The sequence below is a fragment of the Christiangramia gaetbulicola genome (assembly GCF_003054225.1).
Lineage (GTDB): Bacteria > Bacteroidota > Bacteroidia > Flavobacteriales > Flavobacteriaceae > Christiangramia > Christiangramia gaetbulicola.
Map to the genome: position 1 here is coordinate 101,343 of NZ_QBKQ01000004.1, position 21,546 is coordinate 122,888.

At 39.6% G+C, this 21,546-nt stretch carries 17 protein-coding genes; 10 read left to right on the forward strand and 7 right to left on the reverse strand.

Going from position 1 to position 21,546, the window contains the following annotated elements:
• Nucleotides 1-19: 19 nt before the first annotated feature.
• The 5 genes from C8P64_RS15715 to C8P64_RS15735 all read left to right on the forward strand — a co-directional run bounded on the left by C8P64_RS15715 (nucleotide 20) and on the right by C8P64_RS15735 (nucleotide 5,655).
• The gene (locus C8P64_RS15715; RefSeq protein ID WP_108173054.1) at nucleotides 20-1,393 is read left to right on the forward strand and encodes a hypothetical protein; all 1,374 of its coding nucleotides are present in this window, start codon (nucleotides 20-22) and stop codon (nucleotides 1,391-1,393) included.
• A gap of 1 nt (nucleotide 1,394) precedes the next feature.
• The gene (lptC, locus tag C8P64_RS15720) at nucleotides 1,395-1,964 is read left to right on the forward strand and encodes an LPS export ABC transporter periplasmic protein LptC (protein WP_108173055.1); all 570 of its coding nucleotides are present in this window, start codon (nucleotides 1,395-1,397) and stop codon (nucleotides 1,962-1,964) included.
• Nucleotides 1,957-2,148, forward strand: coding sequence for a hypothetical protein (locus C8P64_RS15725; RefSeq protein ID WP_108173056.1), 192 nt, complete (start codon nucleotides 1,957-1,959; stop codon nucleotides 2,146-2,148). The genes lptC and C8P64_RS15725 overlap by 8 nt, the downstream gene beginning before the upstream one ends.
• A gap of 5 nt (nucleotides 2,149-2,153) precedes the next feature.
• Complete coding sequence (locus tag C8P64_RS15730; RefSeq protein ID WP_108173057.1) at nucleotides 2,154-3,440, forward strand: hemolysin family protein; 1,287 nt, start codon at nucleotides 2,154-2,156, stop codon at nucleotides 3,438-3,440.
• A gap of 94 nt (nucleotides 3,441-3,534) precedes the next feature.
• Nucleotides 3,535-5,655 carry a peptidylprolyl isomerase gene (locus C8P64_RS15735; RefSeq protein ID WP_108173058.1) on the forward strand — a complete coding sequence of 707 codons (2,121 nt, stop codon included), beginning with the start codon at nucleotides 3,535-3,537 and terminating at the stop codon, nucleotides 5,653-5,655.
• 49 nt (nucleotides 5,656-5,704) lie between these two features.
• Here the strand turns inward: C8P64_RS15735 and C8P64_RS15740 are convergent, their stop codons facing one another.
• Both C8P64_RS15740 and C8P64_RS15745 read right to left on the reverse strand, forming a co-directional pair.
• Nucleotides 5,705-6,628, reverse strand: coding sequence for a GYDIA family GHMP kinase (locus tag C8P64_RS15740; protein WP_108173059.1), 924 nt, complete (start codon nucleotides 6,626-6,628; stop codon nucleotides 5,705-5,707).
• Nucleotides 6,628-7,944 carry a hydroxymethylglutaryl-CoA reductase, degradative gene (locus C8P64_RS15745; protein WP_108173060.1) on the reverse strand — a complete coding sequence of 439 codons (1,317 nt, stop codon included), beginning with the start codon at nucleotides 7,942-7,944 and terminating at the stop codon, nucleotides 6,628-6,630. The genes C8P64_RS15740 and C8P64_RS15745 overlap by 1 nt, the downstream gene beginning before the upstream one ends.
• Nucleotides 7,945-8,128: 184 nt before the next feature.
• Here C8P64_RS15745 and C8P64_RS15750 point away from each other — a divergent pair, with 184 nt between their 5' ends.
• The 4 genes from C8P64_RS15750 to C8P64_RS15765 all read left to right on the forward strand — a co-directional run bounded on the left by C8P64_RS15750 (nucleotide 8,129) and on the right by C8P64_RS15765 (nucleotide 14,353).
• A complete protein-coding gene (locus C8P64_RS15750; RefSeq protein WP_108173061.1) occupies nucleotides 8,129-10,345 on the forward strand; it encodes a S9 family peptidase in 2,217 nt (738 codons plus the stop codon).
• Between the two features lie 19 nt (nucleotides 10,346-10,364).
• Nucleotides 10,365-11,930 carry a peptide MFS transporter gene (locus C8P64_RS15755; protein ID WP_108173062.1) on the forward strand — a complete coding sequence of 522 codons (1,566 nt, stop codon included), beginning with the start codon at nucleotides 10,365-10,367 and terminating at the stop codon, nucleotides 11,928-11,930.
• Nucleotides 11,931-11,940: 10 nt separating this feature from the next.
• Complete coding sequence (locus C8P64_RS15760) at nucleotides 11,941-13,728, forward strand: peptide MFS transporter (protein ID WP_108173063.1); 1,788 nt, start codon at nucleotides 11,941-11,943, stop codon at nucleotides 13,726-13,728.
• 82 nt (nucleotides 13,729-13,810) lie between these two features.
• The gene (locus tag C8P64_RS15765; RefSeq protein ID WP_108173064.1) at nucleotides 13,811-14,353 is read left to right on the forward strand and encodes a thioredoxin family protein; all 543 of its coding nucleotides are present in this window, start codon (nucleotides 13,811-13,813) and stop codon (nucleotides 14,351-14,353) included.
• On the opposite strand, the gene C8P64_RS15770 is transcribed toward C8P64_RS15765, so the two are convergent.
• The 5 genes from C8P64_RS15770 to surE are packed head-to-tail and all read right to left on the reverse strand — an operon-like array spanning nucleotide 14,350 to nucleotide 19,191.
• The gene (locus C8P64_RS15770; protein ID WP_146167232.1) at nucleotides 14,350-16,398 is read right to left on the reverse strand and encodes a ComEC/Rec2 family competence protein; all 2,049 of its coding nucleotides are present in this window, start codon (nucleotides 16,396-16,398) and stop codon (nucleotides 14,350-14,352) included. The genes C8P64_RS15765 and C8P64_RS15770 overlap by 4 nt on opposite strands.
• A gap of 34 nt (nucleotides 16,399-16,432) precedes the next feature.
• A complete protein-coding gene (locus C8P64_RS15775; RefSeq protein ID WP_108173066.1) occupies nucleotides 16,433-16,984 on the reverse strand; it encodes a C40 family peptidase in 552 nt (183 codons plus the stop codon).
• A gap of 30 nt (nucleotides 16,985-17,014) precedes the next feature.
• Entirely contained in the window at nucleotides 17,015-18,133 is a 1,119-nt protein-coding gene (gene lpxB / locus C8P64_RS15780) for a lipid-A-disaccharide synthase (protein WP_108173067.1), read from the reverse strand.
• A gap of 1 nt (nucleotide 18,134) precedes the next feature.
• Nucleotides 18,135-18,416, reverse strand: coding sequence for a hypothetical protein (locus C8P64_RS15785; RefSeq protein WP_108173068.1), 282 nt, complete (start codon nucleotides 18,414-18,416; stop codon nucleotides 18,135-18,137).
• The gene (gene surE, locus C8P64_RS15790; RefSeq protein WP_108173069.1) at nucleotides 18,409-19,191 is read right to left on the reverse strand and encodes a 5'/3'-nucleotidase SurE; all 783 of its coding nucleotides are present in this window, start codon (nucleotides 19,189-19,191) and stop codon (nucleotides 18,409-18,411) included. The genes C8P64_RS15785 and surE overlap by 8 nt, the downstream gene beginning before the upstream one ends.
• 148 nt (nucleotides 19,192-19,339) lie before the next feature.
• Here surE and C8P64_RS15795 point away from each other — a divergent pair, with 148 nt between their 5' ends.
• Nucleotides 19,340-21,493 carry a carboxy terminal-processing peptidase gene (locus tag C8P64_RS15795; protein WP_170106677.1) on the forward strand — a complete coding sequence of 718 codons (2,154 nt, stop codon included), beginning with the start codon at nucleotides 19,340-19,342 and terminating at the stop codon, nucleotides 21,491-21,493.
• Nucleotides 21,494-21,546: the final 53 nt, after the last annotated feature.

Below are 21,546 nucleotides of genomic sequence, written 5' to 3' on the forward strand. Positions count from 1 at the left end.
CACTTCAATAAACAATAAAATGAAAAAAAGATTTATAGCACTACTTACAATTGCTTTGTCAGGTCTTGGATCAGTTAACGCTCAATCTGGAGATTGTGCAACAATGGCTGCCCTGGCCTATGATGATGCAAAAGCGAAAAATTACGAAGCGGCATATCCTGCTTTAACAAAAGTAAAGGAAGAGTGCCCTAAATATAGTCTTGCAACTTATCAATACCTGGAAAGAGCATTAGAATATAAGATTGAAAATGCTGAGCAGGGAGATAAAAAAGAATTAGTAGAGGAATTGATCGACGTTTGGGAAACCAGGCTGGAGCTTTACCCAACTAAAACTTCTAAAGGTAAGATCTATTCAGATATTGCTTTGTTGAAATTCGACAACAAGATCGGAGATAAGAATGAGCAGTATATGGCCTTTGATAAGGCTTATATTGAAGACAAGGATAACTTCAAGAGTCCAAAAGGTCTGTATGCTTATTTCGATCTAATGGCAGAAATGCAGGATGAAGGAGAGAAAACCCTTCAAGATGTTTTCGATAACTACGATAGAGTATTCGCTAAAATAGAGGAAGAAGAGAACGAAGCTGCTGAAAATCTTGCTCCGTTGTTGAAGAAGCAGGAAGATGGAGAAGCTCTTACTTCTAAAGAGGAAAAACAAATTAAGTATGCAGAGATCAACCTTGCTAACTATAGTAAAGTTAAAGAGGCGATCAACGCTAAGCTTGGTGCGAGAGCAGATTGTGAAAACCTAATTCCTTTATATAAAAAGGATTTTGAAGCAAAGAAATCTGATGTTGCTTGGTTGAAGAATGCGAATGCCAGACTATCTGCTAAAGATTGTACAGAAGATCCATTGTTCATCCAGGTATCTGAAGCTCTACACAAATTAGAGCCTTCTGCAAAGTCAGCATACTCTTTAGGTCAGTTAGCTGAATCTGAAGGTAACAGTTCTAAGGCGCTTCAATATTACAACCAGGCTGCTGAGCTTGAAACTAACACTTCTGATAAAGCGAAGATCTATTACAGAATTGCGAACAACTACAAGGATAAAGGTAGTTTTGGTCAGGCAAGAAACTTTTACAACAAAGCACTTCAGGCTAAGCCTTCTTTAGGTAGTGCATACCTTCAGATCGCCAGCATGTATGCTCAGAGTGCGAACAACTGTGGTGAAGATGCATTTAACAAAAGAGCGGTATACTGGTTAGCGGCAGATTATGCTTCTAAAGCTGCAAGAGTAGATCCATCTATCGCTAGTAATGCGAACCAGGCTGCTGCTGCTTACAAAGGTAGAGCTCCGCAGAAGTCAGATGTATTCCAGTCTAGTAAGAATGCTGGAGACCCGATCTCTATTGGATGCTGGATAGGTGAGACTGTTCGTATCCCGAACCTATAAGATGAAACTCACATATAGCAATATAATTTCAGGCATTGTCACGCTCATAGGCGTGACAATGCTTTTTTCATGCGAAGGTAATCTACAGGAAGTAAGAGCCTTCAGTTTAGAGGAAGATGCTCCTCAATCGATCGCCGAAGGCATCAATTTAAAATTCACAGATTCGGGAAGGCTGGTTGCTACTCTTAAGAGTCCGAAAATGCTGGATTATACCAATAAATCTTTTCCTTACCGGGAATTTCCAGATGGAGTAGAAGTTGAGTTCTTTGATGAAGAGAACAAAAAAAATACGGTAACTGCAGATTATGGGATTGTTTACGAAAAGACAAACCTCATAGATCTACAGGGAGATGTAGTGATCCTTACTGCAGATAGTACTAAATTAGAGGCCAGCCAGATCTTCTGGGATCAGGAAAGGAACTGGATCTTTACAGATAAACCCAATACCATAAGATTTCCAGACGGCTCTTATACAGATGATCTTGGTTTTGATTCTAATCAGGATTTCAGTAATTTTCGATCAAGAACCAATACTGGTATACAGATAATAGAAGAAGAAAAGGATGAATAAATTTTTTAGATATTTTGAATACGCCTACCTGTTCTTTGCAGCGTTCTTTCTGTTTGAAGCTATCAGGATATGGAATACCGAGAGAAACAGGTCTTATTTGTTCCTGTTTTTCGTCGCTATCGCCATCTTTATGTTCTTCTTTAAAAGACGTTTCAGGCGCAAATATGAAGATCGTAATAAATAGCCTAAATGGAGGTTGATATACTTGTTATAGTTTGTTCATTACTGCTTTCCGCTTTCTTCTCTGGAATGGAGATCGCTTATGTTTCTTCGAATAAGATCTTTATAGAGATTGAAAAAAGGCAAAATGATTTTCTTGCCAAAGTCCTGAAAAGACTTACCAAAAAACCTTCGAAATTTATCGCGACTATGCTCGTAGGGAATAATATTGCCCTCGTGGTCTATGGTTTCTTTATGGGTGATCTTTTAATGACCTGGTTAACTGGTATAGATTCTCAAAGCGGATTTGTAAATTATATCATTACAGACCTGAGTCTACTAACCCAAACGGTGATCTCAACCTTGATCATATTACTTACTGCTGAGTTCCTGCCGAAAGTGATTTTTCAGATCTATGCGAATACGATGCTGAAGTTCTTTGCGGTGCCGGCCTATATTTTCTATTTGCTTTTCAGTTTTGTGTCTTCCTTCGTTATCTGGATTTCAGATATTATTCTGAAGCGATTCTTTAAGACCGATGGAGATGAAGTTCAGCTTGCATTTAGTAAAGTTGAGCTGGGAAATTTCATTAGTGAGCAAATGGAAACCGTGGAGGAGCAGGATGATGTGGATAGTGAGATACAGATATTCCAGAATGCCCTGCAGTTTTCAGATATCAAAGCCAGGGAAGTGATGATCCCAAGAACAGAGATCATCGCCGTGGACCAGAACCAGGCGCCAAACGATCTTATCCAGACTTTTACCGAAACCGGGCTTTCTAAATTGCTGGTATATAATGACACTATAGACGATATTATTGGTTATGTGCATTCCTTTGAACTGTTCAAAAGACCAAAATCCATAAAATCTATCCTGTTGCCGGTCATTTTTGTACCCGAAACTATGTGGATCAAGGATGTGCTTAATATTCTTATTAAAAAGAGAAAGAGCATTGCGGTGGTTATAGATGAGTATGGAGGTACGAGTGGAATGATGACCGTGGAAGATATCGTCGAGGAATTGTTCGGTGAAATTGAAGATGAACATGACTCAGCGGTTCTTATCGAGGAAAAACTGGAGGATGGGTATTTCAGATTTTCTGCCAGGCTGGAGGTAGACTACCTGAACGAAAACTATAAAGTAGATATTCCCGTAGGCGAAAATTATGAAACCCTGAGTGGTTTTATTGTGAATCATACCGAAGAAATTCCGCAGCAGGGAGAGGTAATTCGCATTGAAGATTTCGAAATAAAAATCATTGAGACTTCCAATACCAAAATCGAATTGGTGGAGCTGAAAATCGATCCTGAAGATTAAAGCTTGAAAGTTAAGAATTTGCTAATTTTAAATTTTATTATTAGCCTAAAAACCTTATTTTCGCCCCCTATATTTTGACAAATTATACATTCAAATGGCAGTATTAAACAAAATCAGACAAAGGTCTGTTTTCTTGATTATCATCATTGCATTGGCCCTATTTTCTTTCGTATTGGCCGATGTGATTAGAAACGGAGGCTTAAGCTCTCAAAATTCTCAGAATGTTATCGCTACCGTAAATGGTGACGAAATAAGCAGGGAAGAGTTCGCTCGTGAAGTAGAAGCATTTGAAAGAAATATGGGTAGGAATTTCAGCACTACTCAGGCAGTAAACCGTATTTGGGATCAGAAGTTAAGAGAAGTGATCTTAAATGAGCAGGTTGAGGAACTGGGAATAAGAGCCGGTGAAGGGCAGATCACAAGTCTTGTGAAATCTCAAATGGCTGGAAATCCTAATTTCACCAACGAAGCTGGTATGTTCGATGAGAACAGACTAAGAGAATATGTGGCCAACTTAAAAGAGACTTCTCCACAAGCTTATCAGCAGTGGCAGCAGTTCACTTCAGACCTGGCTAAAACTGCCAAGTTGAATACTTACTATAATATGGTAAGTGCTGGAGTAGGAGCAACCTTACTGGAAGGTGAGCAGGCTTACAGACTTCAGAATGATAATATCAATATGAAGTTTGTTCAGATCCCTTACTCTTCAATTCCAGATAGCGAAGTTGAAGTGACTAAATCTGATATCAAATCTTACGTTGAAGATCATAAAACACGTTTTGAAACTGAAGCTTCAAGAAGCATACAGTACGTGATCTTTAATGAAAGCGCTTCCAGCCAGGATAAAACCGACGCTAAAGCAGCGATCAGTGATCTAAGAGGTGAGCGTGTAGAATACAACGCGGCTATTGGTGCAAATGATACTGTTGCCGGGTTTGACAATACAGATGATTATGCTGACTTTATCAGCAATAATTCAGATCTTCCTTACGAGAACAGGTTCAAATTCAGAAATGATTTTACCGGAGATAACGCAGAAGCTATCTTCAATCTTAATGAAGGTGAAACTTTTGGTCCTTACGAAGAGAATGGATACTGGAAATTAAGCAAGGTTGTAGAGACTAAGAATATTCCAGATTCTGTAAAAGCAAGTCATATTCTTATTGCATATGAAGGTACTCAGCTTGGGGCAGGTTCAGGAAGAAATAAAGAAGAAGCAAAGCAACTTGCCGATAGTATCGCAAGCGTTGCCAGAGCAGATAAAGAAAAATTCGCTGAATTGGCTTTAGAATATTCAGCTGATACTTCTAATAAAGAACAGGCTGGAGATTTGGGATATTTCGTTCCTGGAATGATGATCCCTGCTTTCGAAAACTATGTTTTTGAAAATTCAACAGGCGATATTGGGGTTGTGGAAACTCCAATAGGTTACCACGTGGTTTCTATAGAAGACCAGACAGATGCTGCCAGAGCAGTTAAAGTTGCAACTCTTGCCAGAGAGATCGAAGCATCAGAGAAAACAATGAACAACCTTTTCAACGAGGTTACTAAATTCGAGATCTCTGCTTCTGAAGGTGATTTTGCTGGTGTTGCAAAAGAAGGTAATTACGAGGTGCGAACTGTAAAGGATATCAAAGCTCTTGAAGAGAATATTCCTGGTGCTGGTGCACAGCGTAGAGTTGTACAGTGGGCTTTCGAAGATGAAGCTAAAGTTGGAGATGTTAGAAGATTCGATACCAACGATGGTTATATTGTAGCTCAGTTGACAGCTAAAAAAGATAAAGGATTAATGAGTGTGGAGGAAGCTGCGGCTACCGTTACACCAATTCTTAAGAAGCAGAAAAAAGCTGAGATCATCAAATCCAGAATTAAGGGGAGTAGCCTTAAAGAGATCTCAGATAACCAGGGCGTAAGCGTTCAAACTGCAGATGCGGTTAACCTGAGCAGTCCTACTTTAGCAGGTGCTGGCGAAGAGCCGGAAGTTGTTGGAGCTGTTTTCTCTCTTGAAGCAGGAGAACTTAGCGAGCCGATCGCTGGTGAAAAAGGTGTTTATGTAGCAGAGCTGGTAAGTAAGTTCGAAGCTCCGGCTATGGACTCTTATAAAGGTTATGCTCAGCAGGAAAGTGCTGCTCGTAGAGCGCAGGCTGGAATGAGAGTGTTTGAAGCTCTTAAGAAGAAAGCTGATATTGAAGATAACAGAGCTAGATTTTACTAGACCTCTGAAGCTATAAATAAAAAAGCCTCACCGATTGGTGAGGCTTTTTTTATTTAATGAGATCTTTATAACTGAAGATCGTATCGTAGCCTTTCTTTTTGAAGTATTCTTGTTCTTCTTCGCCACCGGTTGCAAGGATAAAATCGCCTCCCCAGCCACCCAGGCTTTTAATTAAGCCGGGATAATCAGGGAAAAGCTCTTCCTTTATCCTGGGCGTATTAATAGCCTTGGCTATAAGCATTTCATGTGCTTGCAGCAACATCCTGAATTCTAAGATATTTTCAGAGGTAATGATCTGTTCCGTGATTCCGGAGATCTTTTCAGTGAGGCCTTGTATGTCCTCTTTAGGGGTATTTCGATAATGTGCGATAGCTTCGCGGCTGTTCTGTTTTCTGTTCAGGTAAACAAAGAATAGCTGGTCTTTAAATGGAGGGTCGAAATCTGCCGTATAAGCTGCCGGACCATTCGCTGTAAGCTGGTAGGTAATGGGAAGATCACTTTTGGCTACGGCAATATCGTAACCGCTACCTCCAAAACTTTCCTCAAGTAATTTGTAAGCATCAACCTGAAGCCATTGCGCCAGGTTGTTTACAAGAGTAGAGGAGGTGCCCAGTCCCCATTTTCTATTGAAATCCAGTTTAGTGGTGATACTATAGCCTTTATCTGAAAAGGCCGCTGGATTCATTCTAAAGCAAGATCTTAATAGCTGCTGAAGCCTTTTTGCCGTTTCCTTATCTTCAGGTTTGTCTAAATTAAGCAATGGTTGAAAATCACCCTCATTGATCCTGAAATCAGATTCAAACCAAATATTGTCATTTTCATCGAGGCTCTTCCAGGAGATCAGGCCGGTTTCACCTTCTGAAACTTCCAGGCTCTGTCCTTTTGTAGTGGGTACAGCTAAAGATTTCGCCCCGTCCAGTACGGCATATTCTCCTGTTATTAATAGTTTTCCATTACTTCTGAATACCTGCATTAAGATCTTATTTTTTTCAGTTGCTCCATTACACTGCTGTGAGTGATGGTATGGTGAGTAAAGAACTCTACAAGTTCTTCTTTTTCTTTATCGGTCGCTTTGTTCTGATTGAGAATGTTCATCAGGTGCATTTTCATATGGCCCTGCTGTATCCCGGTAGTGGTTAAGGATCTTAAAGCGGCAAAGTTTTGAGCCAGGCCGGCTACCGCGGTGATCTCCATTAATTCACTGGCCGAAGGTCTTTGTAAAATATCTAATGCGAGTTTCACCAGGGGATGTAAACTGGTAAGTCCGCCCACGGTACCAAGGGCCAATGGGATTTCCATCCAGAACTTAAAGATCCCGTCTTCTATTTTTGCATGGGTTAAACTGGTATATTGTCCATTCCTGGAGGCATAGGCATGAACTCCTGCTTCCACGGCTCTAAAGTCGTTCCCTGTGGCCAGGACGACCGCGTCTATACCATTCATGACTCCCTTATTATGAGTAACGGCACGGTAAGGTTCGATCTCGGCAATTTTAACGGCCTGTATGAATTTTTCAGCAAATTCCTCTCCGCTCATGTTCTCGTCTTCAGAAAGCTGATCTACGGGGCAGGATACTTCTGCTCTAACCGTACATTCAGGTACATAATTAGAAAGTATGCTCATGATCACCTGAATGTTTTTCTCATCCTCGGTAAAATCAGGATTTTTCCTGGCTTCTTCCTGCAGAACTTCGGCAAATTTCTCGAGACAGGAGTTGATGAAGTTTGCTCCCATGGAGTCCCGCGTATCGAATTTCACGAACAACTGGTAGTAGTTTTCAAGCTTTTCGGTCTTATCGATCAGCTCGATATCCAGAATTCCACCACCTCTTTTTTCCATATTGCGGGTGATAGGTTTCACCGCCTCTCTAAGCTTCGGCTTAATATTTGTAACCAATTGGTCGAGCCTGGAGAAATCTCCGCGGAACAGGAAGTGTACCTGTCCGATCTTTTTTGTATCGATCACGGTGGCTTTAAAACCTCCTCTTTCGTTCCAGAACTTGGCGGCCTTACTGGCAGCAGCAACGACGGAGCTTTCCTCTATGGCCATTGGCAAAACATGATATTTGCCATTTATTAAAAAGTTTGGCGCGAGACCTAATGGTAAGTAGAAGTTTGAAACTGTATTTTCAATAAATTCATCATGAAGCTTCTGCAAATCATTATTGTCATTCCAATATTGCTTCAGGACTGAAACGGCGGTATCGTTGTTATTTAAATAATTTTCCGCCAGCCAATTTATTTTTTCGGTTTTGTTAAGTTTTGAAAATCCGTTTACGGGCTTTGTCATTTTTATGGTATTTCAGGAGGTCAAAGATACAAAGCATATTTTTTAAAGGCTTATAAATTAGTCGGGATGAAGCATCTAAAGCTGAACTTTTATTAGCAAATTGTTAGCATTTAACAAACCAGCATGGTCATTTTTTGGTTAAATTTTAGTAAACTTGGCCTGCATTAAATATTCTTAAAATTTTATGAAGTTCCCTACAATACTGGTTGCTTTTATTTTGGCAGCATCTTCTGTGCTAACGGCACAAAAAAAAGAAGTAAGTCTTGAAGAAATATGGAGTGGTACATTCCGCGAACAAAGACTACAATCCCTACAATCATTAAAGAACGGCGAAGAATATGTGATCCTTAACCGGGACCGCCAGACTGGTAATACCAGCATCGATGTCTACAGTTATAAGACCGGCAAGAAAACAAGAACTATTGTAAATAGCGCAGATCTTGCTGAGATCAAAGCATTTGATGATTTTAAATTCAGTGAAAAGGAAGATAAAATCCTTTTGTCTACTGAGGTTGAACCTATTTTCAGAAGGTCTTCAAAAGAGATCTTTTATGTTTATGACGTAAAAACCAAGAGCCTGAAGAAAGTTAGTGATCATAAGATCCAGGAGGCATCCTTTTCTCCAGACGCTACGAAGGTAGCTTACGTATTTGAAAATAACATTTACATTCTTGATCTTAAGAATGGGGAAAGAACCCAGGTGACCAAAGATGGCGAAATGAACAGGATCATAAATGGAGTTACTGATTGGGTTTACGAGGAGGAATTTTCTTTCGTGAAAGCTTTCGAATGGAATCCAACCGGAGAAAAATTGGCTTATATCAAATTTGATGAATCCAGAGTTCCGGAATTTTCTATGGACATGTTCGGCAAGGACCTTTATCCAAGTCAGCATGTTTTTAAATATCCAAAAGCAGGTGAGGCAAATTCTGAAGTGAGCCTGCATATGTATGATGTGAAATCTGAAGAATCCAGTGAGATCGATCTTGGCGATAAATATGATGTAGCTTCATCATCTTCAGAAATTGAAATTGGAGCAAAGAATGACATCTACATTCCAAGAATTAAATGGACGGCAGATCCAATGTTGTTAAGTGTACAGGTGCTAAATAGAGCTCAGAACGACCTTGACCTTATTTTTGTAGACGCTGAAGATAATGATACCGAAGTGGTTCTGAATGAAACAGATGATGCCTACGTAGATATTACCGATAATCTTACCTTCCTTAAGGATAATAGCTTTATCTGGACCAGTGAGAAGGATGGTTACAACCATATTTATCACTATGATGAAGACGGAGAGCTTTTGGACCAGGTAACCAGCGGAGATTGGGAAGTGACCAATTATTACGGTTATGATGCTAAAGAAGATAAGATCTACTATCAGAGTACAGAGAATGGAAGTGTGAATCGTGATGTTTACTCAATAAAGCCAAACGGAAAAAACAAAAAAAGACTTACCGATAAAACAGGTATGAATTCGGCTTCTTTTAGCGCTGACTATACTTACTTTATCAATTCTTTTACCAATGTAGCTACCCCGCATGTTTATACCCTGCATAGAGCTAAAGACGGTAAACTTGTTCGTGAAATACTTAATAACAGGGAGCTTTTAGATAAGGTTGCTAGTTATGAATTTTCTCCAAAGGAGCTTTCAACTATAGAGATCAACGGGAACGATCTTAATATGTGGATGATCAAACCATCAGATTTTGATGAGAACAAAAAGTATCCATTATTAATGTTCCAGTATTCCGGTCCAGGTTCTCAGTCTGTTTCGAATTCCTATTACAATACCAACGATTACTGGTATCAGCTACTAGCCGATAAAGGTTATATCGTGGTTTGTGTTGATGGTAGAGGAACAGGGTTTAAAGGAGCAGACTTCAAAAAAGTTACCTATAAGGAACTAGGAAAATACGAGGTAGAAGATCAGATTTCAGCTGCTCAGAAATTAGGTGAAAGAAATTATATAGATGCAGACAGAATCGGGATCTGGGGATGGAGCTACGGGGGATATATGTCTTCTAATGCGATCCTTAAAGGGAACGATACTTTCTCTATGGCCATTGCCGTGGCTCCGGTGACCAGCTGGAGATTTTACGATACTGTTTATACCGAAAGATACATGGGAACTCCACAGGAGAACCCTTCTGGATATGATGATAATTCTCCTTTGAGCCATGTAGAAAAGCTTAAGGGCGATTACCTGATCATTCACGGTGGTGGAGATGATAATGTACATGTTCAGAATACTATGAGAATGGTGGAAGAGCTAATACAAGCGAACAAGCAGTTCGATTGGGCGATCTATCCTGATAAAAATCATGGTATCTATGGAGGGAATACCAGATTGCACCTTTATAACCTGATGACAGATTTTATACTTGAAAAACTATAATTTAATTAACCTAGAATAAATGGCAACTAGAGACGTACGTGTAAAACAGAAAGAGCTTTTCGGGCATCCGGTAGGGCTTTATATTTTATTTTTTACTGAAATGTGGGAGCGCTTTTCCTATTACGGGATGCGTGCAATTTTGGTATTATATCTTGTAAGTGCAACAACTGAAGGGAATGCTGGTTTAGGCTGGACCCAGGCTGAAGCTCTTGCATTATATGGTTGGTATACAATGCTTGTTTATGTAGCTTCGATTCCCGGTGGAATTCTAGCAGATAAGGTCTTTGGGCAAAAACGTGCAGTCCTCATTGGGGGTATTGTTCTGGTAGCCGGTCACGGAATTCTAGCTGTTGAACAAATGTGGGCTTTCTATACAGGTTTGGGCTTGATTATTGCCGGTGTAGGTTTCCTTAAACCAAATATTTCCACGATGGTTGGTGGTCTCTATAAAGAAGGGGACATTAGACGTGATAAAGGATTTACAATTTTCTACATTGGGATTAACCTTGGAGCATTCCTTTCCAGTTTAATTGTTGGGTATGTTGGTGAAAATATTGGATGGCATTATGGTTTCGGTCTTGCCGGAATTGCAATGGCTTTAGGATTGATCGTATACCTTTTAGGGCAGAAGCATCTTACTAATGTTGGAAACCTTCTTTCTAAAGTAGAGAGAGATGAAGGAGCGTCTTTAGGAAATCTTTTCCAGGATCTTCTAAAATCACCTGTTCAGCTAGTTATTTCTCTAGTATTATTAGCTGCATCTCTGTATGGTTTTTACGCCATGGGAATTGCTTATGGTTTACTATTCATCTTTCTTACTATCGTGATTTCAATGATGATGATGGTTTACAAAGACCTTACCACCAAGGTGATGAAAGACAGATATGTGGTAATGTTATTATCATTTATTTTGGTGATCGTTTTCTGGGGTGCGTTCGAGCAGGCCGGGGGACTAATGAATATTTACGCATTAGATAATACAGATAGAACTTTACCTTTTTCATTACCATTAATTGGAAATGAAGTGCCAGCTTCATGGTTTCAGTCCTTAAATGCGATGTTTATTATCATATTTGGAATTATAGTCGCTAATTTCTGGGCTCGAAGAAAATTAAAGAGCAAGGAAGCTTCATCTATCTTCAAAATGGCAACAGGAGTGATCATTATGGGGCTTGGTTTTGTATTTATGGTTTTCGCGGCATTACAGTTTGAAGCTAATGGATCATCTGCTATGTACTGGTTGGTATTAGCTTACCTATTCCATACCATTGGAGAGCTTTGTTCGTCTCCAGTAGCTCTTTCTTTTATTACCAAGCTTGCTCCGGTAAGATATGCTTCCTTAATGATGGGGGTTTATTTTGCTGCGACAGGTTTAGGAAATAAAGTAGCCGGTATTGTTGGGGAATTTGCTTCAGAAGCTGGTGATATCGCCATTTTCTCTGGAATCACAATTTTCACAGTAGCTTTTGCTACAATTGTACTTATTATGCTGAAACCATTGAAGAGATTAACTCATGGGGTTGAGGATAATGAAAGACAGTTGGAAGAGCAGGAAGAGTATGAACTTGCTGATATTAAAGAATAATTTTTGAAACATGAGTGCGCTAAGCTCAACACCGGTTCAGGAAGATTTTTTCAAGAGTAAAGTACTTGGCCATCCGGCAGGCTTATTTGTTCTTTTCTTTACTGAAATGTGGGAAAGATTCTCATTCTACGGGATGAGGGTTCTTCTGGTTAATTTCCTTACGATGGCTATCGTGGGTGTAGATAATCCCGGTTGGGGCTGGTCTGCCGAAAATGCGGGAGCCTTGTTTGGTACTTATGCCGGTCTTTTATACCTAACTCCAATTCTTGGAGGTTTAATTGCAGATAAATTCACGGGTTACCGCTGGGCGGTGATCATAGGTGCGGCTATAATGACCCTGGGTCATGCCTCCATGGCTTTGGAAACAGAGTTATCTCTTTACTTCGGGCTTGGTCTACTTGTACTGGGTACAGGTTTCTTCAAGCCTAATATTACCTCTATCATTTCTGAAATGTATGAGGGTAAACCAGATAAGAAGGATGGTGCATATACCATTTTCTATATGGGAGTTAATGCCGGGGCGTTCTTTGGGATGATGTTATGCGGTTATCTGGCTGAAAAAATAGGCTGGAGCTGGGGCTTTGGTCTTGCAGGTATCTTTATGCTTTTGGGAACTTTACAGTTCTGGCTGGCTAAACCACTTTTCGGAAAAATAGGAGGGGTGCCAGATAAGGAACTTGAAGCAAAGCATCTGAAGGAAGAGGAAGAATCTGGAGTTTCTCATAAACCGAATCCTTTTACTCTTTTCGATAAGATCCTGGTAATAGCTTCTGCAGGTCTCGGTTTTACGTATCTCATCAATGATCCATTATCCAAGATCGCCAACATTAACCTGTTGCCAGTGGTCATGCCTTTCGATTTTGGGAATGAACCTCTTTCGGGTCCTATAGGTATGGCCATAGTAGGCTTAATTCTGTTTTTGATCCTTGTTATTTCAAGAATTTCCAGGTACACGAAAATTGTGCGTGACCGATTGATCGCGGTGATCATATTTGCTGTGTTTACAGTGTTCTTTTTTATGGCTTTTGAGCAGGGAGCTTCTTCACTGATCATATTTGCCCGTGACAATGTAGACAGGATATTAACTGGTAATTCGGCTAACATCTTCAATGTTGTAAACGCTCTTTTAACTGTAGTTCCACTTGCGATAATTACCTGGGTACTTTATTTATTATGGAAACAGACCTTCGCAAGAATACCAGGTTCTAATATTATCCTTGGTATTTGTTTCGCGGGTATTTGGGGTCTGGTTATCTGGATGCTGGTTCGTGAATTTTCAGCAGATACTACCGAGATCACGGTTTCCTGGTTTAGCATATTGAATTCCTTTTTCATTATCGTTTTCGCTTCCTTCTTTTCTAAATGGTGGGAAAGTAAATACAATCCATCTGCAGCTTTCAAATATTGCTTTGGGTTGATCCTATTAGGTCTTGGCTTTGGTTTACTTGCCTGGGGTTCCAGTGGAATCGTAGATGGCGCGAAAGTGAGCATGATATGGTTGATCCTGGCTTATCTTTTACATACCCTTGGAGAGCTTTGTTTGTCTCCTCTAGGACTTTCCTATGTAAGTAAGTTAGTACCTGCGAGAATGATCGCTTTCATGTTCGGAATGTGGTACCTGGCCATCGCCATTGGTAATAAACTGGCAGGTTCCCTGGGTGGAATGATCGAAGAGGTAACAAAGCAGTATGATCTATCGACTTTCTTCCTGATCTTTACCGTTGTACCGATAGCAGGAGGAATTCTGGTAGCTTTATTGAATCCTATCTTAAAGAGATTAATGCACGGAATTAAATAGCATTCACTTAAAAAAATATTACAGGCGTTCCTAAATTCTAGGAACGCTTTTTGTTTTAATTTGTATTGGTTAAATTTATGTCATGAAAAAAATACTGATTTTCATATTATTTGTTTTTTCTGTTTCAGCTATTCAGGCTCAGGAGATCAATTGGATGAGTATGAACGAGGCCTTGAAAGCTCAGAAGAAAAATCCTAAGAAAATATTTGTGGATGCCTATACCGATTGGTGTGGTCCCTGCAAAATGCTGGATAAAAATACCTTCTCGAATAAAGATGTAGCAGCCTATATCAATAAGCATTACTATGCGGTAAAGTTCAATGCAGAAGGGAACGAAGTAATAAATTTCAAGGATAAGGTTTTTAAAAATCCGGGTTACGATCCCGAGAAAAAGGGTAGGAATGCCATACACGAATTTACCCAGGCTATGGGCGTTTCTGCATATCCAACGATGGTTTTCTTCGATGAAAATGCAGGTTTTCTTACTCCGGTAAAAGGTTATTTAACACCTCAGAAACTTGAGATCTTCCTAAAGATCTTCGCTACAGACGATTATAAAAAAGTGAAAACAGACGAAGACTGGAAGAAATACCAGGAAGAATTTGAAAGTACCTTTTCAAGCTAATTCTGTTTATCCTGTTTTAAAACATAAGCTCCCTTTTCACCAGTATAGTGGAAAGGGATTTTTTTATTTTCAGCCGTTACTTTCCATCTACTAATAAAGCTGAAATAATTGCTGCCATCTGCGATGACCTCTTCTGGAGAGATATTATTCAGAAGTCGTTCCAGGTTTATTTTCGGAGAATTCCTGAGAATTAAAAGTTCCGGTTTTAATTGCTTCAAATTATAATTTCCAGCGGTATCAATTACCAAAATCAGTTTGTTTGAGAACTCCAAGATTTTAGGAATTTGAAAATTTTCCAGTCTCTCAATATTTCTTTCCCTTAGATAATCAATTAAAAAAGTGGAATCCACCTTGCCTTCGGAATAGACTTTAAGATCACTTGTCTCTTTTATTCCGAATATTGATGCTTTCGACCTATGAAAAACTATAGCTTCCCTGGCCGGAATGTTTGCTTTTGCATAGATGGTCACTACCTGAAATAGTAAGATCGAGATCAGGAAAAAGCTTAATCGTTCAAAATTGATCTTTCTAATCATTAACACCACAGCCAGGATGATCAGGTAAAGGACGATGGTTTGGAGAAGATCTAATTGGATATTGGATATTACAAATTGGTCCAGGTCTGCTACTTTTTCAATAAAGAGGTTCAGGCTATTTAAAAGTTTGCCAAATGATTCCTCTATAAAAACAGGAAGTATCTGGATAGCGGCCAGGATAATGACTAAAATTCCTAAAGCCAAGAGGATTCCCAAAAAGGGAAGCACTACCAGGTTTGTTAACAGGAACAGGCCGGGGAATTGATGGAAGTAATATATACTTAGGGGAATAACTCCTATTTGCGCAGCAAGGCTTACCGAGCTAAGCTTCCAAATGTAATCTATGACTTTATTATTCGGAGAGAAAACCTGGTAGATCATTGGTTGAAAAACTATGATGCTTAAAACAGCCAGGTAACTTAATTGAAATCCAACCTGGAAAATGTAGTAGGAATCCAGGATTAGTAAAAAGAATAAAGAAAGGAACAGGCTGTTGAGGCTGCTGGTCTTCCTTTTAAGCTGAAGCCCTACCGCTATGAAAGAGAACATAAATACTGCTCTTACGACCGACGCGCTTAGACCCGAGAGAATGGCGAAGCTCCAGAGTAAAATGATGACAATTACAGGCTTGATAAACCTACCATATTTTAAGTTTTCAATCGGTTTAAAAAGGAAATTCAGGAATAACAGGAGTATCCCGATGTGGAGACCAGATATAGCCAGAATATGAATTGCCCCGGCCGCAGCATAATCCCTATAAAGCTCGGTGCTAATGTCCCTGCGCTGACCTAAAATGAGTGCTTGGAAGACGGCAATCTCATCTTTCCCGAAATTATAATTCTTGAGGTTTTGGATTAAACGTTCTCTTAAGTTCCAGGCTTTGTCTCTAAAAGAGGGATCGTAACTGCTAATTGAAATTTTTGAAGGATCGAGATTAAGCTGTTGCTCTACCTTTAATTGTTTCATATAGCGACTGTAGCTGAATTGGAAAGGGTTTAAGGGTGCTTTGATTGCTTCAGGCTTCCATGGCACCATGATGCGCATTCCGGGTCTTAGAAAGTCCTTATTTGTGGAATCCCTAAAAACATTTACCAGTACCTTTCCATGAATAGACTTTTCAGAATCTCCTGAAATCAAACCTTCGGCTTCCATTATAAATCTTTCAGAAAATGCGGTTGGTTTTAATTCTTCAGAGATCTTCCCGGTAATAATCAGGCTATCGGTTAGCTCTATATTTTGCTTAATATAATGGTCAGGTTGATTTTCAGGAATATTAAAATAAGCGATGAAGAACCCGAGGTAAAAGATCAGTAAAAATGAAGCTATTCCGAAGAGATCATCGGGAAAGAGCAATTTCCCGCTACGGAAGAAAGAAAAGAGAAAGAAACAAAGTATAACCCCACCGGTAATCATTAAAACTTGCCGGCTGATCTCCATATAAAAAGCCAGCAGTATACCTGCAATGAGGTAAATGCATAAACGCAGGAAAATAAATCGAAAGTTTTTCACCAGAAGTGATTTGCTTTCTGAAGGTAAATAAAAATTAGATGACTCTGCGGGCCATCACGAAATTATTATACCAGTAAGATTCTGAAAGTGAGGATATAATAACGCCTTTTGAAGTTGAAGAATGAATAAAATAAATACCGTCCTCGTTTACCTCGACCACTAGGCCAACATGATTAATGACCTTTCGGTTCTTGTTTGTTTCAAAAAAGAGCAGGTCGCCCACGCTTACTTCTTTTAAGTATAATCGTTCTCCCTGCAGAGACATGTCTCTGGAAGTTCTGGGTAAGGAGATGCCCTCTTCAAGAAATGAAACATAGATAAGACCGGAGCAGTCCATGCCTTTTTTATCTGTGCCGCCATATTTATAGCGGGTACCTTCAAATTTTTTAGCCGTGCGAACTACTTTGAATGCCTTCTTGTCTTCCGGTTCGGCCTCAGGATCATGCTTGTATACTGGAGCGGCTTCCTCGGTTTTTTTATATTCTTCCTTGGTGGTAATAACCCTTTTCCTGGAAGAACCACAGGAAGTAAAAAAAGCTGCCGTAAGCAGAAGGATCAAAAGTTTTAAAAGATTCTGTTTCTTCATTACAATACTCTAACTCTCTAATTGGTTCTTCTATTGTTCAGATATCTTATGGTATATGAGTTCAGCTGTTTTCTTGCTGGCTCCTTTACCTCCAAGTTTTTGCTCCAGTTCAAAATAATCTCCGAAGATCTTTTTCCTGGTCTTTTCATCGAGGATCTTTTTCAGCTCGATCTTCAGGTTTTTCGAATTGAATTCATTCTGGATTAGCTCCTTGACCACTTCACGATTCATGATAAGATTCACTAAGGAAATATAATCCAGGTTGATTATGCGTTTGGCGATATGGTAGGAAATATAACTTCCCTTGTAGCATACAACCTCCGGTACCTTGAACAAAGCGGTCTCTAAAGTGGCAGTTCCCGAAGTTACCAGCGCAGCATGTGAAATACCAAGTACATCATAGGTCTTATTCATGATAAGTTTGATGTTGGATTTTTTCATGAAGGTCTGGTAGAATTCCTCATCCTGGCTGGGTGCACCGGCAATGACGAACTGGTAATCTTCATAATCTGAAGTTACACTTAGCATCACCTCCAGCATTTTTTCGATCTCCTGTTTCCGGCTTCCGGGAAGCAGGGCGATTACCGGTCTTGAATCCAGCCCGTTATTTCGTTTGAAAGATTCAATGTCAACCGGAGGCCTGTTATCTATAGCGTCCAGTAGAGGATGACCTACAAAATGGACCGGAAAATCATGCTTTTCGGTATAAAAATCTTTTTCAAATGGGAGGATGACATACATTTCGTCAACATCCCTTTTAATCTTTTTGATCCTGTTCTCCTTCCAGGCCCAGATCTGCGGGGAAATATAATAATGTGTCCTGAAACCTTCTTTTTTAGCCCATTCAGCAATACGCATATTGAATCCAGGATAATCGATAAAAATGATCACATCTGGGTTGAAACTGCTTATATCCTCCTTGCAGAACTTGATGTTCTTAAAAATCGTCCTGAGGTTCATGATCACTTCAGAAAAGCCCATAAAGGCAAGTTCCTTGTAGTGTTTCACTAAAGTGCCGCCTTGCTGCTGCATTAGATCACCACCCCAAAAGCGAAATTCAGCATTAGCGTCTACTTCTTTCAGTGCCTTCATTAGGTTAGAGGCATGCAGATCTCCCGAAGCTTCGCCAGCGATGATGTAATATTTCATGTTATATGAATTTATAGATTGCCACAGCTATGGCTACAAAAACTGTTGCTAATAGAACTCCCCTCGCATGATAATTTTGCTTCTTTTTCAGAAATACAAAAAAGGGAAGGAAGTTTAAAATAGCTCCCAGAGCTATGATCTTCCCCAGGTAATCATTGGCCACCGCATTTTGTAGAGTAGTGTCAATATCTGCTTCAGAAAGCAATGCGATATACAACATTACCCCGGCAATGTTTGCCGCAATTCCGGTTAAAAATCCAGTAAGTAAGTTCTGTTTAATCATTCAGAGACCAGCTGCTTAAATCCTTGATAAAATGATGAGCGGTAAGGTCGAATTGTACCGGTACTACCGAAACATATCCTTCTTCAAGCGCTTTTTCATCGGTATCATCTCCTTCGTCCTTATTCACGAAAGTTCCGGTTAACCAATAATATTCACGGCCCTGCGGATTCGTTCTTTTATCGAATTCTTCTTCCCAATGCGCATTTGCCTGTCGGCATACTTTTATGCCTTTAATGTCTTCAGCCTTTAATTTGGGGATGTTAACATTTAGCACCACTCCTTTTGGAAGTCCGTTTTTCAGCACATTTTTAGTGATGGTTTTGATGTATTTCCTGGTTGGTTCAAAATCGGCATTAAGCGAATAATCCAGCAACGAAAAACCTATGGCAGGAATACCTTCAATACCAGCCTCTACAGCTGCACTCATAGTTCCTGAATAAATGACATTAATGGAGGAGTTGGATCCATGATTTATTCCGCTTACACAAAGATCTGGTTTCCGGTGAAGTATCTCCTGGGTGGCGATTTTCACGCAATCTGCCGGAGTGCCAGAACAGCTATATTCCTTATGCTTGTAGGATTCTTTGATGGTTACCTGTTCGCAAAATAGAGTATCACTAATTGTGATCGCATGTCCCATCCCGCTTTGAGGGCTATCTGGTGCTACCACGATTACATCTCCAAGCTCTTTCATTACCTCTACCAGTGTCCTGATTCCCGGTGCGGTTATTCCGTCATCATTGGTAACCAGGATAAGGGGTTTTTTCTTATTCATGCATAATTATTTGGTTCTGCTAAAATAAGAATTTAAATAAGGAAAGCTTATATTAGTGGTATCACAAATTAGTGCAGGTTATTTAACTTATTGGCACAGTTTTTACTATAAATAAGGTAACCAAACGATGACGAAATTAAAACGAGTTATGAAAAGGAATATTAAGATCTTAGCAGTCGTTCTTCTAATGGCTGCTGCCTCATGTAGTTTTACTACCAAGAAATTCGAAGACCCCAACAAGGATAAACTTCTTATAGATCTCATTACGTATGTACTTAACCAGGGACATTACGATGCTAAGGATATAAATGACAGTTTTTCAGAGAATGTATATGTAGATTACCTTGAAGGACTCGATCCTTCCAAGCGTTTTTTCTATGCTAGTGATATAGAGGAATTTGATGCATATAAGGATAAGATAGATGACCAGATCAAGGGGAAGAATATAGAGTTCTTCAATCTTACCTATGGTCGTCTTGGCGAGCGTATGGAAGAAGCTAGATCCATGTATAAGGAAATTCTTTCTAAACCCTTCGATTTTACTGAAAACGAAAAGATAAACACAGACTATGATAGTCTGGAATATGTTTCCTCTAAGGAAGAAATGAGAAAAAGGTGGAAAGAACAACTGAAGTTCAATACACTTATTTCTTATTACGATCTAAAGCAGGATGAGAAAAAGAAAAAAGAGGATTCTACTTCTTACGAGATGAAGACCGATGCTGAATTGGAAAAAGAAGCCAGAGAGACCACTCTTTCTAACATCAACAGATACTACGAATTTACCGATGATCTTGAAAGAGAAGATTACTTTTCGGTTTATATCAATGCGATCGTAGAGGAGTTTGATCCGCATACTTTTTATTTTGCACCTCAGGATAAAGACAGGTTCGATATTGCCATGTCTGGTAAACTTGAAGGGATTGGAGCTAGATTGGTAAAGGATAGTGATAATATTACTATTACCGAAGTGATCTCGGGTGGTCCGGCCTGGAGAAGTGAAGAGATTGGTGAAGGAGACGTTATCCTGAAAGTTAGACAGGAAGATGAGAAAGAAGCCGTGAGTATCGTGGGGATGAGACTTGATGATGCGGTAGATCTTATCAAGGGCCCAAAAGACACTAAAGTAACTCTTACTGTTCGTAAGAAAGTAATGGGGAATATTGAAGAAGTAACTCTTACCCGCGATGTGATCGAGATTGAAGAGACCTATGCCAAAGCATCTATGGTTAAAAAAGATGGTAGAAAATATGGAGTTATCAATCTTCCAAAGTTCTATTTCGATATGACCGATTATAATGAACGTAACGCAGCTTCAGATATCAAAGAAGATATTATCAGGCTGAAACAGGAAGGCATGGAAGGTCTTGTACTTGACCTTAGAAACAACGGCGGAGGTTCTCTTAAAACCGTTGTGGATATCGCCGGAATGTTCATTGAAGAAGGGCCAATCGTACAGGTTAAATCCAATGGTCAGCGTAAAGAAGTATTAAAAGATGAAGATCCTCAGGTCCTTTGGGATGGTCCGTTAGTGATCCTGGTAAATGAGCTTTCAGCTTCGGCTTCAGAAATTCTAGCCGCTGCGATGCAGGATTATAAAAGAGCGATCATCATTGGTAGTAAGCAGACTTATGGTAAGGGCACAGTTCAGAATGTAATTGATCTTAACAGGTGGCTAAGAAATAACGATATGGGAGACATGGGAGCTCTAAAGATAACTACCCAGAAGTTCTACCGTGTGAATGGTGGTTCCACACAGCTTGAAGGGGTAAAGAGTGATGTAGTGGTTCCAGACAGGTATAGTTTTGTTGATATTGGTGAAAAAGACCAGGAGAACCCACTACCATGGGATAAAATTGATGCTGCAGATTATGATATCTGGAATGGTTACGTAGGTTTTGATGAAGCTATTGCGGCCAGTAAAGCCAGAATGGAAACCAATTCCCAGTTAAAGCTTATAGAGGACAATGCTAAATGGGTAAAAACTCAGAGTGAAGATAGTAGCTATCCATTAAGTTATGACGATTATGCAAGACAGGCTGAACAGGACCAGGAAATGGCCAAACAGTTTGATGCTATCAAGGACTACAAGACAGATCTAACTTATACTTCGCTTCCTTATGAAGAAGAACTTTTCGCTACAGATACTATACTGAAAGAGAAAAGACAGAGATGGCATGAAAGCCTGAGCAAGGATGTATATATTGAAGAAGCTATCAATGTGCTTTCAGATATTAAAATGAACAACATCACCAAGAACAAACTGGCAGATGTTGAGAGAAAGAATAAAGTGAAAAACTAAGAGTCTATATAAAAGTAAAAACCCGGAACTTTGTTTCCGGGTTTTTTTATGTT